Source organism: Thermococcus paralvinellae (genome assembly GCF_000517445.1).
Classification (GTDB): domain Archaea; phylum Methanobacteriota_B; class Thermococci; order Thermococcales; family Thermococcaceae; genus Thermococcus_B; species Thermococcus_B paralvinellae.
In genome coordinates this window covers 1,505,042-1,518,271 of the sequence record NZ_CP006965.1, presented here as the reverse complement: position 1 = coordinate 1,518,271, position 13,230 = coordinate 1,505,042, and the positions used below count along the sequence as shown (strand labels likewise).

General features: G+C 39.9%; 14 protein-coding genes. All 14 read left to right on the top strand.

Going from position 1 to position 13,230, the window contains the following annotated elements; translation table 11 throughout:
* Positions 1–48: 48 nt before the first annotated feature.
* The 14 genes from TES1_RS08440 to TES1_RS08375 all read left to right on the top strand — a co-directional run bounded on the left by TES1_RS08440 (position 49) and on the right by TES1_RS08375 (position 13,218).
* On the top strand, positions 49–567 hold the full coding sequence (locus TES1_RS08440) for a nitroreductase family protein (protein WP_227738484.1): 519 nt from the start codon (positions 49–51) through the stop codon (positions 565–567).
* Positions 545–832, top strand: a complete 288-nt coding sequence (locus TES1_RS08435) for a DUF6092 family protein (RefSeq protein WP_084340037.1) — start codon at positions 545–547, stop codon at positions 830–832. Before TES1_RS08440 ends, TES1_RS08435 begins: the two co-directional genes overlap by 23 nt.
* Before the next feature lie 97 nt (positions 833–929).
* Positions 930–1,490: an Lrp/AsnC family transcriptional regulator gene (locus tag TES1_RS08430; protein ID WP_051408206.1), complete on the top strand. Its 561-nt coding sequence runs from the start codon at positions 930–932 to the stop codon at positions 1,488–1,490.
* Between the two features lie 337 nt (positions 1,491–1,827).
* Positions 1,828–3,444 (top strand): ABC transporter substrate-binding protein, encoded by a 1,617-nt coding sequence (locus tag TES1_RS08425; RefSeq protein WP_042681887.1) that lies wholly within the window; start codon positions 1,828–1,830, stop codon positions 3,442–3,444.
* A gap of 35 nt (positions 3,445–3,479) precedes the next feature.
* Positions 3,480–4,499 carry an ABC transporter permease gene (locus TES1_RS08420; protein ID WP_042681885.1) on the top strand — a complete coding sequence of 340 codons (1,020 nt, stop codon included), beginning with the start codon at positions 3,480–3,482 and terminating at the stop codon, positions 4,497–4,499.
* A gap of 9 nt (positions 4,500–4,508) precedes the next feature.
* Positions 4,509–5,363 (top strand): nickel transporter permease, encoded by an 855-nt coding sequence (gene nikC, locus TES1_RS08415; RefSeq protein WP_051408249.1) that lies wholly within the window; start codon positions 4,509–4,511, stop codon positions 5,361–5,363.
* The gene (locus TES1_RS08410; protein ID WP_042681882.1) at positions 5,360–6,328 is read left to right on the top strand and encodes an ABC transporter ATP-binding protein; all 969 of its coding nucleotides are present in this window, start codon (positions 5,360–5,362) and stop codon (positions 6,326–6,328) included. Before nikC ends, TES1_RS08410 begins: the two co-directional genes overlap by 4 nt.
* Positions 6,321–7,280, top strand: coding sequence for an ABC transporter ATP-binding protein (locus TES1_RS08405; RefSeq protein WP_084340036.1), 960 nt, complete (start codon positions 6,321–6,323; stop codon positions 7,278–7,280). The genes TES1_RS08410 and TES1_RS08405 overlap by 8 nt, the downstream gene beginning before the upstream one ends.
* Positions 7,280–7,960, top strand: a complete 681-nt coding sequence (locus TES1_RS08400; protein ID WP_042681879.1) for an aspartate/glutamate racemase family protein — start codon at positions 7,280–7,282, stop codon at positions 7,958–7,960. Before TES1_RS08405 ends, TES1_RS08400 begins: the two co-directional genes overlap by 1 nt.
* Positions 7,961–7,964: 4 nt before the next feature.
* A complete protein-coding gene (locus TES1_RS08395; protein WP_042681877.1) occupies positions 7,965–9,050 on the top strand; it encodes a DUF917 domain-containing protein in 1,086 nt (361 codons plus the stop codon).
* Between the two features lie 32 nt (positions 9,051–9,082).
* Positions 9,083–9,760 carry an aspartate/glutamate racemase family protein gene (locus TES1_RS08390; protein WP_042681875.1) on the top strand — a complete coding sequence of 226 codons (678 nt, stop codon included), beginning with the start codon at positions 9,083–9,085 and terminating at the stop codon, positions 9,758–9,760.
* Positions 9,761–9,772: 12 nt separating this feature from the next.
* Positions 9,773–10,825: a M29 family metallopeptidase gene (locus TES1_RS08385; RefSeq protein WP_042681873.1), complete on the top strand. Its 1,053-nt coding sequence runs from the start codon at positions 9,773–9,775 to the stop codon at positions 10,823–10,825.
* Positions 10,826–10,882: 57 nt separating this feature from the next.
* Positions 10,883–11,578 carry a diacylglycerol/polyprenol kinase family protein gene (locus TES1_RS08380; protein WP_084340035.1) on the top strand — a complete coding sequence of 232 codons (696 nt, stop codon included), beginning with the start codon at positions 10,883–10,885 and terminating at the stop codon, positions 11,576–11,578.
* Between the two features lie 326 nt (positions 11,579–11,904).
* Positions 11,905–13,218: an ABC transporter substrate-binding protein gene (locus TES1_RS08375; RefSeq protein WP_042682828.1), complete on the top strand. Its 1,314-nt coding sequence runs from the start codon at positions 11,905–11,907 to the stop codon at positions 13,216–13,218.
* Positions 13,219–13,230: the final 12 nt, after the last annotated feature.

The window sequence follows — 13,230 nt, the reverse complement described above, 5'->3', positions numbered from 1 at the left end:
TATATTTTGGTCAAGGATATAAGTTAGGAGGAACAAGGAGTGGATTTAATGGAAATAATTAAGGGTAGGAGAGCCGTTAGAGATTTTAGGGATAAGGAAATTCCTAAAGAAAAACTAATGGCTATTTTAGAGGCTGGAATTTGGGCACCAAGTGGGAGCAATATTCAGCCTTGGGAATTCATACTTGTGACAGAAAAGGCTATGATAGAAAAGATAAAACTAATTTCTCCGGGTTTGTTTGGGAATCCAACTGCCATTGTTGTTTTATGCATTAATAGGGAAAGGGCTAAAAGAGGTGGGAGACTTGGTGGAATTACTGCATTGATGGATATTTCGATGGCAGCTCAAAACATGATGCTGATTGCATATTCAATGGGTATTGGCTCATGTCCAATAGTATCTTTCAGCAAATCAGCATGGAAAGAGCTGATAGGTATTCCAGAACACGTCGAGCCGGTTTTGATATTAAGCTTGGGTTATCCTAAGTTTTGGCCTAAACCTCCCAAAAGAAGACCTCTGGAGGAGGTAGTGCACGTTGAAAGATATGGAAGACATTTTAAAGGATGATCATTTCAAGTTGTTGGCATTTTTAATAACTAGTGCAAGAGGATGTGTTGATGAACCTCCGCTTTATGGCCCATTGAGGTTAGTGGATGCAGCCTCAAGACTAATTGAAATTATGAGGAAAGAAGGGAAAGTCAATGAACAAATAATAAAGCTCCAAAAGATGATTAAAGAGAAAATGGATCTAGTAATGTATGATGAAGAAATGTTCATAGAGTTCCTTGATGAGCTCTCTAAAGAGCTTGCAAAGATACTCAAAAGTGAATAGAGTTTTTAATTCCATTACTCTTGTTTTGGTTTATTCTTTAAAAGTTATAAGGAATTTTTAACTAAATTAAAATAGCTATGGGAATTAGGTGATAAAGATGAAAAATAGAAATGACAAAAGTAGAAATAGAAGAGGAGTTATTAAATGGAGTAAAGAGGAGATTGAATTTTGGAAACATATGAGCAAGGGGGAGTTAAGTGATATTGATGTTATGATATATCTAGCCCTGAGAGAAAATGGTAGAATACCGGATACAGAATTAGCAAGAATGCTTGGAGTTTCTGTTCCAACGGCAAGAAGACACAGAATTGCTCTTCAAGAAAAAGGCTATCTTCAAGTAATGGGCATGTTAATTTTTGAAGAATTTGGACTAGCATCTGCTGATGTTATTTTGAAGTTTAGGGAAGATGCCGAGAAAGAAGAAATTGAGGCCTTTATACAGGAGGCAATTGAAAATCCTAAGGTCTTTGAAATAGATGAATATATAGGGGAGTATGATATTGTTATAAAATTTTTCGATAAGGATTTTAAAGAGCTCAAGAAAACAATAGAGAATTTTATCACGGGACGTAAGATAATTCAAAAAAGCCTCATTTTACCAGCAGTATCAAGTCCGAAGCTCTTTACAAAGCCTATGAAATACAAACATGCTCGATGAACATTTATCAACTATAAATTTCGTTATAGTACATCTATGTTCTTAACTTTTCAGAGATGATAAAGTTATAACTCCATAGCAGTTAATATTAGTAAAATCATGTTGTGAACAATCTTGTCAATATATGTTGAAAAAATTGAACAGATAATGTTAAATATTATTAAATCTTTAATTATTTCTGACTAAACTTTAAATTATCAAGATAGTTCAAAAATTCAGAAAGACCTAACAGATATTTTCAAGAAATTAACAAAATGACAAAGAATTTTTGAAAAAATTTAAAAAAATGTGAAAGATTTACGAAGAGTTGCATGTGTAAACAAACGAGGTGGTATATGTGAAAAAAGAGTTTGCTATCTTGGTAGTAGCCGTTATTATATTTGGAGTGATTGCAAGTGGATGTATTGGAGGGGAAACATCAACAACTCAAACACAAAAACCCGCAACTTCCTCTGCACAATCAACGAGTGAAACAACAAATGTTGTAATTTATGGATATGGAAGTGAAATGATAACTTTGGATCCAAGCACAGAATTTTCAAATTCAATAGTGGTTCTTGCAAATGTCTATGAGTGTCTTGTGAAATATACTCCAGAGGGATTAAAACCCTGGCTTGCCACATCTTGGGAAAGCAACGAAAATGGAACAGTCTGGACGTTTCATTTAAGGAAGGGAGTTAAATTCCACACAGGTAATGAAATGACAGCTGAAGACGTCAAGTGGTCAATTGAGAGAACAATTAGAATGGGACTTGGACCAGCATTTATCTGGGATCCTGTAAAGAAAATTGAAATTGTCGATGAGTATACTATCAAATTCTACCTAAAATATCCCGCAAATCTCCCATTAATAGCTTCATCCGCATATGGAGCCTACATAATGGATAGCAAATATCTATCAAAACTTGGTGATGATAATGCAATCGCCGACTGGTTGAACAAGGGACATGATGCAGGAACTGGACCATATATGATAGATAAGTACGATCCAAAGACGGAGGTCATTTTGAAGAAATTCCCTGAATACTGGGGAGGATGGAGTGATGACCAGTTCGATGTGGCGATAATAAAAATTGTTCCAGACGCATCACTGAGAGAACAAATGGTAGTTAGTGGTGAAATCCAAATTACAAGAGACCTGCCTCTTGATGATATACCCAAGCTTAAGGAGAACCCAAATGTTGTCGTTGACCAAACGCCTTCTTATCAAGAACTGTATGCATTCTTCAACACAAAGAAACCACCTTTAGACAACAAACTCGTTAGACAAGCCCTAAGCTATGCTGTTCCTTACCAGGATATCGTTCAGTATGTCCTACATGGATATGGTGAGGTAGCAAAGGGTCCGATACCAAAGGGAATGTTTGGCTACTTTGAGGACTTGCCAACTTATCATTATGACCTCAACAAAGCGAAAGAACTTTTAGCAAAAGCTGGATATCCAAATGGAGGCTTTAAACTAGTTCTCACATACACTCAAGGTGATGAGGCGGAAGCAAAAGTTGCTGAGATAATCAAAGCAGAGTGGAAAAAGCTTGGTATTGAAGTTGAAATAAGACCAATGAACTGGGAGCAACAATGGGCTTTAGCAAAAAGTGACCCAGCGAAAGCCCAAGACATATTCATGATGTATTGGTGGCCAACATATCCAACCCCCTATGACTTCCTCTTTAACATGTTCCATTGTGAAGAGGAGATAAACTTCAACCTCTGTTACTACTGTAATTCAGAGTTTGACAAGCTCATTGATGAGGCAGTTACATTGGAAGGAACCCAACCAGAAAAAGCTGCTGAGCTTTACAAGAAGGCTGAAAAGATACTGATTGAAGATGCCCCTGCGATATTCCTCTACTACCCTGACGATGTCTATGTCTATCACAAGAGCATAAAGGGATTCAAGGACAACCCAGGATATCCACAAGTTGTGTTCTTCTATGAACTGCATAAGGCTTAGCTCCTTTCTTTTTTCTAATTTAAGAGGGTGATAAAATGAAGTTCAGGGAATATGTTGCCTATAGACTCGTGTTGGCGATTTTTGTCATTATTGGTGTTGTTACACTTGTGTTCTTTGTATCTAGAGTAATCCCCTCAGACCCAGCAGCGTTATATGTTGGTGCCCACCCAACCCCAGAAGCTATAGAGAAAGCAAGGGAACAGCTTCATTTAAATGACCCTCTGATAAAACAATACGCTTATTATCTCTGGTCACTTCTTCATGGAGATTTGGGGATTTCAATAAGAACTCATAATCCTGTTGTTCAAGATTTAAAATCAGCTTTTACTGCAACGTTTGAGCTTATCCTTGTTGCGGAATTTATTGCAATACTCATTGGAATTCCCCTTGGCGTTTACTCGGCTGTTAAAAAGGATTCTTGGTTAGATAATCTTAGCAGGCTTTTTGCGATAAGTGGCGTCTCTTTACCTGCATTTTGGTTTGGAATTGTTCTTCAGCTGATATTTTTCAAACACCTGCAGTTGCTCCCTCTGGCTGGTAGAGTTGATACAGTTGTACTTTTGCAACATCCCCTCAAAGTTATAACTGGATTTTATCTCATTGATTCTTTGATAACAGGAAACATTCCGGTATTTATAGATGCACTGAAGCATATTATATTACCGGCAATTACTTTGGCAATGTATCCTATCGGATTAATAACTAGACAAGTTCGCTCAATGATGATTGAGGTTCTCCAAGAAAATTACATAAGGACGGCTTGGGCATATGGAATTCCACCAAGAAGGATATATTTTAAATATGCCCTTAAAAATGCAATAGCTCCAGCGTTGATAACCATTGGATTATCCTTTGCATATACACTTGTTGGAGCATTTCTGGTAGAGCTGATATTCAATTGGCCAGGACTTGGAAGGTATGCAGCATATTCAATTCTCAGCATGGATTATCCAGCTGTTCTTGGAGTTACAATTGTTGCGGCAACTGCTTATGTCTTCATTAACCTGATTGTTGACATAGTCCAAGTTTATCTTGATCCAAGAATAAAGCTGTGAGGGATGGAAATGAGAAAGGAAGAAATGCTTAAAATCCTGTTCAGGAATAAGCTTTCAATTTTAGGGTTATCCATAATTATTGCATTGGTTTTAATAGCCATTCTTGCTCCAATATTGGCCCCATATCCAGAACAAGCTTTGGGTGAGCCTAATTTAAAGGAGCGTTTGCAGCCTCCAAGCTGGAAACATCCATTTGGGACAGATCACCTAGGGAGAGATGTGTTAAGTAGGGTTATTTATGGTACAAGAACATCTTTGATAATAGGATTTTCTGTTGTAGCTCTTGCCCTGTTAATTGGAGTGCCTCTGGGACTAATAGCAGGGTACTTTGGTGGCAAAGTAGATTTGGCAGTAATGCGTATAACTGACATATTCTTGGCGTTTCCACCGCTTCTCTTGGCATTGTTAATAGCCACAACTCTAGGAAGAGGAATGGTCAATGCAATCTTGGCTTTGGCAATAAGCTGGTGGCCATGGTATACGAGACTTGCTAGGGGGATGGCAATATCAGTTAAGGAAAGACCATATGTCGAAGCTGCAAAGGCAATGGGAATTGCTGATTGGAAAATAATGCTTAGGCATATATTGCCGAACTCCATTTCTCCTGTTATAGTCCAAGCAACGATGGACATGGGATCAGCTATACTTGAAGCTGCAGCATTGAGCTTCCTTGGTTTGGGTGTCCAGCCACCAACACCAGATTGGGGGCTTATGGTAAGCGAAGGAAAGGATTACTTCCTCAACTATTGGTGGTATCCTGTTTTCCCAGGTTTGGCAATATTCATTACAGTTATTGCATTCAACTTGCTGGGTGACGCAGTTAGGGAAGTTATTGATCCAAGGCTCAGGAGGAGATTCCTATGAAAGAGCTCCTCCAGATAAAAGACCTATATGTTAACTTTAGAACCCTTTGGGGAATCGCAAAGGTCCTTAATGGTGTGAATCTGACAATACATAAGGGAGAAGTCTTTGGCCTTGTTGGAGAAACTGGATGTGGAAAGAGTGTTACTGCACTTAGCATCTTACGACTCTTGCCATCAAATGCAGAGGTTTCTGGTAAAATACTGTTCAAGGGGGAAAACTTACTTGAGAAATCAGAAGAAGAAATGAGGAAGATAAGGGGCAAAGAAATCTCGATAATCTTCCAAGACCCAATGACATCTCTAAATCCTCTTTTCAAAATAAAAGATCAAATGATTGACGTGATAATGCTTCATGAAGGTCTTGAAAAAGAGCGGGCAATTGAGCATGCGAAGAAACTTCTTAAAGCAGTTGGTCTACCGGCAGATAGAGTGTTAAATTCTTATCCTCATGAGCTCAGTGGTGGAATGAGACAGAGAGTAATGATTGCAATGGCACTTTCCTCCAATCCCTCACTTCTGATAGCTGATGAACCAACAACAGCTTTGGATGTTACAATTCAAAAGCAAATTCTTGAGTTAATTTTAGACTTGAAAAATCAGTACAACTTCTCGGTTTTGCTGATAACTCACGATTTAGGAGTCGTCGCTGAAGTATGTGATAGGGTTGGCGTCATGTACGCCGGAAACATAGTGGAAATTACAGAAACCGAGGAGCTCTTTGAAAACCCACTTCATCCATACACCAAGGGATTGCTTTCGGTTGTTCCAGATCCAAGACAGAAGAAACCACTTAAGCCTCTCAGAGGAAGCGTTCCAAGCTTAATAAATCCGCCAAGTGGATGCAGGTTTCATCCTAGATGTGACCATATGAAGGACATCTGCAAAAAAGCAAAACCTGAACTCATAGAGTATTCTTCGGGGCATTTTGTTGCATGTCACCTTTATGGAGGGGATTTGGATGATTAAAGTTGAACATCTCAAAAAGTATTTCCCCGTAACTCAAGGATTTCTGCGAAAAAAGGTTCTTTGGCTCAAAGCTGTGGATGATGTATCTTTTGAAATTCAAGATGGTGAAACTTTTGGACTCGTAGGTGAGAGTGGAAGCGGTAAATCCACAACGGGAAGAACGATTTTGAGATTATACGAACCAACGGGAGGAAAGGTTTATTTTAATGACATCGAAATCACGGCTTTATCCAAAGAGGAGCTAAAGAGAATAAGGCCTAAAATGCAAATAATCTATCAGGACCCCTATTCTTCTTTGAATCCGAGATTAACGATCTTCGACATAATTGCTGAACCATTGAGAGAATATGGTCATGAGAACATTGAGGACAGGGTTCTTGAACTTCTTGAAGCAGTTGGACTCAGTGAAGAGCATGCAAAGAAGTATCCTGATGAATTGAGCGGTGGACAGTGTCAGAGGGTGGCAATAGCAAGGGCCCTAGCATTGGATCCAGAGTTCTTAGTTTTAGATGAACCAACATCAGCTTTAGATGTCTCTGTTCAGGCTCAGGTTCTCAACCTGTTAGATAGCTTGCAGAAGGAGATGAATTTGACGTACCTCTTTATTTCCCATGATTTGGGTGTTGTGAGGTATCTAGCAGATAAGGTTGGTGTTATGTATCTTGGAAACCTTGTTGAAGTGGGAACATTGGATCAGGTTTTTGACAATCCCATGCATCCATATACGAGAATGCTCCTAAGTTCAATTCCAATTCCAGACCCAAAAGCGAGATCACTCAAGAAAGGTGTCGTTATTGGGGAAATCCCCAGTCCGCTTAACCCACCAAAAGGCTGTAAATTCCATCCCAGATGTCCTTTCTATAAACCCGGGGTTTGTGATGCCAAAGAGCCTGAAATGAGTGAAGTTGAAAGAGGACACTTAGTTAAGTGCCACTTTGCAGGTGAGTTATAATGTTGACGATTTTGGATCCAATAAAGGGGAAAGAGTTCGAGAAAATCGTAAGGGATTATCTAAAGAAATATTTCCCGAAAGATGAGTTCAGAGTCATAACACTTAAAGATGGTCCTAAAACTATAGAAAACTTCACAGATAAAACCTTTGCATGCTCAAAAGTTCTAAAAATCCTTGATGAACTTAAAAATTCATCTGCAATTGTGATAGATTGCTTTGCTGATCCTTGTTTATTTGAACTGAGGGAGAACCTCGATATTCCAGTTTTTGGAGCCGGAGAAACAACGATGCATATCGCAGCAATGCTCGGGGAATTTTCAGTTATTGGTCCCGGAGATAACTTGATATCATGGACAAGAATGCAGGCAAGGGAATATGGAGTATTTGACAAACTCATATCAATCAGGAGGATAAAATTCTCTGTCGAAGATATTTTGGAGAATAGCAGTGAGTTATATGAAGAAACGAAGAAAGCATGCGAAAGAGTTATCGAAGATGGGGCAGATGTAGTTGTTCTGGGATGTACGGGGTTTAGCGTAATTGCAGAGAATTTAAGAAAAGAGATTTGGGATGAATACAAAGTTCCCGTTTTAGAACCTCTTTTGACGACTTACTCCGTTGCACGCTCCTTGTTTAATATTGTCAAACACGGAAAGAAAGGATTGTTTTCTGGGAGGTGAAAAGATGAGAGTGCTGACTGAACAGGACTTAAAAGATTTGATTGAAGGATGCACTGTTTTAGGAACCGGTGGAGGGGGTGAACCAAAAGAGGGATGGGAACTTATTGAAAGGGAGCTAAAAGCAGGGAGGGAGTTTAAACTCGTTAGTCTAGAAGAAATCCCCGACAACGGTATCGTCCCAATGCCGTATTTCGTAGGCTCTCTTTCTGATGAAAAAGTAAAATCGGTTTATGAAGAGGGAGAAGCTGTTAGATCCTACAGACTTCTGGAAGAATTTATGAGAAAAGAGTTTGCTGGGGTAATTTCAACAGAACTCGGTGGTGCAAACACAGCTGTAGCCTTGGCAACAGCTGCAAGACTTGGAAAACCAATAGTTGATGGTGATCCAGCTGGAAGGTCTGTTCCAGAATTACAACACACGACTTATTATATTGTTGGAATTAATATTGCCCCATTTTCAGTTGTTACACCATTCGGGGATGAGATGATTGTTTCGAAGGTTAAAGATGACTTTCAAGCAGAGAAAATTGTGAGATCGATAGCAGCATCTCTAAGAACAAATGTTGGAGTTACATCACATCCAATTCGGGGAAAAGAGTTGAGAAACTCTGTTGTGAAAAATGCAATAAGTTATGCCTTATCACTTGGTAGAGCCCTTAGGACAGCAAGGGAAGAAGGGACAGATCCCATAAACGCCTTACTCGAAGCGGGTAATGGATTCCTATTGTTCAAGGGAATTGCCGTGAAATCAACATGGGAAGACAAAAATGGTTTCACAATAGGCGAATTTGAACTTGAGGGCATTGAAGAGTTTAAAGGGGAAACCTATAGGGTATGGTTCAAAAATGAGAACTTAATATCATGGAGAAACGGCGAAATTGATGTAACTATACCAGATTTGATTTCAGTCCTGACTCCCGAAGGATACCCAGTAACGAATCCACACGTCAAAGAAGGAAAGGAATACATTGTTGTTGGTTTCCCTGCTCCAGAGCTTTGGAGGACCCCAAAAGGTCTTGAGGTGTTTGGACCAGCTTATCTCGGTTTAAACATTCCCTACACTCCAATTGAAAGGAAGTTCTCTCGGTGATTTTTATATTATTTCTTTGTAAGGTGCTGACAATGAAAATTTTGGTGATAAACCCGGTTGGGACGGATGTATGGAATGAGAGTGACAAGAAAATTTATGAAAGCTTTGCCTCGGGAGATACTAAAATTGACGTTGTAAGCTTGGAAGATGGTCCGATTTCTATAGAAACAAGGTACTCTGAAGCTATTGCAGTTCCAAAGATAGTTGAGCTTGCATTGGAGCTTCATGAGGAGTATGACGCTATTATCGTGAATTGTTGTGCAGACCCTGCCGTTGACGTTTTGAGGACGTTGCTTGATAAACCGGTAATAGGGCCTTGTGAGGCATCACTTGCACTTGCATCACTCCTTGGAAAGAAACTAGCCATAGTTACTGTCTCAAAAACCGGAATTCCCATATTTGAAGAGCTTGTTTTGAAATACAAGTTTGATAAACTTGTTACATCAATTAGGGCGATAGAGCTTTCAGTTCCAGAAATTGATAAAGATTTGGGGAGAACCAAGGCATTACTTATCAAAGAGTGCAAAAAAGCTGAAGAAGAAGGAGCAGATGTTGTTCTTCTTGGATGTATCGGATTTGCTGGGCTTGCAAAGGAGATTGAACAAGAAGTTGGTATCCCAGTAATTGATCCCGCGGGAGTTGCAATTAAGGTTGCAGAGGCTCTTGTATCCTTAGGCTTAATGCACAGCAGAAAGAGGTATTTTGGTTAATGGTGGTGTATAATGCCCGGCTTATACTCTGCTGAAGTTTTAGAAAGTGCTCATAAACTATTGAAAGAGATAATGAAGGTTCAACAAGGCGAAACTGTAGTAATTACAGCTGATACCGGAAGTGATTGGCAAGTTATTGAGGCAACAGTTCAGGCGGCAAAGCTTCTGAAGGCAAAACCTTTACTCCTGTGGTATCCCATGCCCCCTCATGTAGGAAAAGCTGCAGACCCTTATCTGCCAATGAAACCACTGGAGGCGGCGTTAAAGAACGCTGATGTATGGGTAGAATTCAACAAAAGCTGGCTTTTATATTCAACGCCATGGGATAGGGTTATGGAACAAGGAACAGTTAGGTATATCTGTCTTGTTGGCATGGACTCAGAGATGCTTGTAAGAACTATAGGCAGAATAAATATCCCAAAACTGCTTGAATTTCAAGAACTTCTCGCTGAAATTACTAGAGAAAGCAGAAAAATGCGAATAACCACTCCAGCAGGAACTGATGTTGAGTTTGAAAATGACCCAGAGAGACCAATTTTTACAGAAGGAGACGTAAAAGGGCCGGGGGATTACATGCTGGTGGGACAAGTGGATTGGGCCCCAATTGAGGAAACGATTAATGGAACTATTGTATTTGATGGCTCTGTATGGCCTCCACAGGAACTTGGGATTTTAAAGAATCCAATTGTGCTGGAAGTTGAGAATGGGACAGTTACGAAAATAAGGGGTGCATGGGAGGCGAAGAGATTTGAAAGATGGCTGAAGAGCTTTAATGACCTAAACATGTTCCGAATTGCTCATTTGTCTTACGGATGCAATCCGGGAGCAAAGTTAACTGGCAACATCTTGGAGGATGAGAGGGTATGGGGAGCTGTGGAATGGGGTCTTGGAAATCAAGCGGAGAGCTTTAGGGGAAAAGTTGGCTCTGCAAAAAGTCATACTGATGGGATATGTTTGAACGCAACAGTTAAAGGAGATGGGGGGTATATTCTAAAAGACGGAGAATACGTGCATCCAAAACTGAAGAAGCTTGGGGAGGATCTGATAGATTCGACAACTGTATAAAGCTGTGTTGACATTTGCAGAAAACTTTAAATATTCTTTTTCTTCTAACTTTTCTCCATGGAGGCAGAAAGGACGTATCAGATGGAATTTAAATCAAAGATTTTCAGTAAAATTGAGAACAGAATTAGCAAGCGTGAATTAATTAGAAAGGCTTGGCACATTTCTCCCGGCATTTTAGGAGCACCGATAATACTTTTCACACCAAAATATGTTACTCTCTTTGTTGTCTGGTTCTTAGCATTCATCTACACCTTGCAGCATCTTAAGCTGAGAAGGGGTTGGAAAATTAAGGTTCCGATTGCTGAGATTAGCTACAGGCAGATGGCGAGAGAAGATGAGCTCAAGGGAAATCACTACATGGGGAGCTTTCTCTTTTGGGTAACTATGGGAATGATATGCACAGTTTTCCCAAAGCTTATAGCTTTAGCAGCTCTTTGGGTCTCCACGTTTGGTGACTGCTTCAACGCCATTGTTGGACAAGCAATCGGTGGAGTTAGAATCCCGTGGAACAAGAATAAAACAGTAATTGGCAGCTTAACGATGTTTGTTGTGTCAATCTTTGCATTGATAGCTGCTCACAAGGTGGTTGGAGCTTCTTATGGGCTTGGGCTCTTGGCATTCGTCGCCTCAGTTGCTACATTCATGGAGAGTTTACCCATTTACTCCGCTTGGGATGAGTTCACAGTTCCAATGAGCACTGCTGTCTTGCTGTGGCTGTTTTATGGTGGTGAGTTATTAAGTGTGGTGTGGTGATGAGTTCTGTTTGCTTTTTAAACACTTTGCAAAAGATGGTGAACTTGCAGATAATTCCAAGATTTGGGACATAATGACTAATTGTTTGATTCTGTACAGTTTGATATAGCACCATACTTGATGGGATTGTAAAACACTGTGTCATTTAAAATAAGAGAAGGAGCAAAAATTGAGAATACGTTATGTTACAATTTAGCTTAAGCTCAATGTAAAAGAGTATAAATTGAGATATAGGAATATTTTTACTTGCTTTACCGATAAGTATTTAAGTTTTACATCCGTATAAGTTATGAAGAACCCCCGTGGGGGTGCTATCTGTGCCCAAAATGAGACAACTCTTTGTATATTTGCTAATTGGAATTTTGGCGGCTGCAATAGTTTCTGGATGTGTCTCCCAAAAAGAAACAACAACACCTACTGCAACTCAAGCCCAAAAAGAAGTTCTTGAAATTTACCACTGGTGGACTGCTGGTGGTGAAAAAGAGGCTTTTGATGCTATTGCCAAGAAATTCCAAGAGAAGTATCCCAACATTGAGATAAAGGCAAATCCTGTAAGTGGTGGTGCTGGAGTTAACATGAAAATGATTCTTCAGTCTTTAATGCTCGCTGGAAAGCCCCCTGACACATTCCAGGTTCACGCAGGTTATGAGATGGCGAGATACATTAAAGCTGACCAGCTTTCTCCAATTGATGACATCTGGACAGATGATATGAAAAAGAATTATCCAGATGTGATTGAGCAAATGGTGATTTTCAACAACCACTATTATGCTGTTCCAATTAACGTTCACAGGGCAAATGTCATCTGGTACAACAAAAAGATATTTGAGAAATATGGAATTGACCCTGCGAGCATAAAGACCATTGATGATCTCTTTGCTGTTGCTGAGAAGCTTAAGGAGAATGGTGTCACGCCATTTGCACTCGGAGATAGAAATAAGTGGCCAGCAACTCAGGTCTTTGAGGTCATGCTTGTTGCAGTGGGAGGAATTGATTACTATCAGAAGTTCATAAACGGCGAGATAAGTGATAACGATCCAACTCTCAAAAAGGTTCTTGAGTATTTTGTAAAGTACGTTGAGTATTCAAATCCGGACCATGCGGCAAAAACATGGGATGAAGCATGTGCAATGGTTTACAAGGGAGAAGCTGCCATGACTCTCATGGGTGATTGGGCAAACGGTTACTTCAAAGCAAAGGGCTGGAAGCCAAACGTTGACTATGGGGCTATTCCAATACCAGCTGGAGTCTATGACCTTGTTATAGACACATTTGTCCTGCCAGCAAAGGCTGCTCATCCTGATGCTGCTAAGAAGTGGCTCAGCTTTATAGGGACTGTTGAGGCTCAGAACACCTTCAACCCAATAAAGGGATCAATACCACCAAGGATGGATGCCCCTGCCGATCCATATGATCCAATTCAGAAGTCTTTCATGGAAGAACTTAAGTCACCGAATACAAAGATGATCCCAAGTATCGCTCACGGAAGTGCAGTTCCAGAGGCATTTGCAGCTGATCTTAATGATATAATCTCCGAACTTGCAACAAGCAAAGATGTGAACAAAGCAATGACAGAAATCGTCAATGCCATGAAGAAGGACTTGATTCCAAACAAGATAAAAGAGTGGAAGCTCAGCTGATCGGGGGGAGAT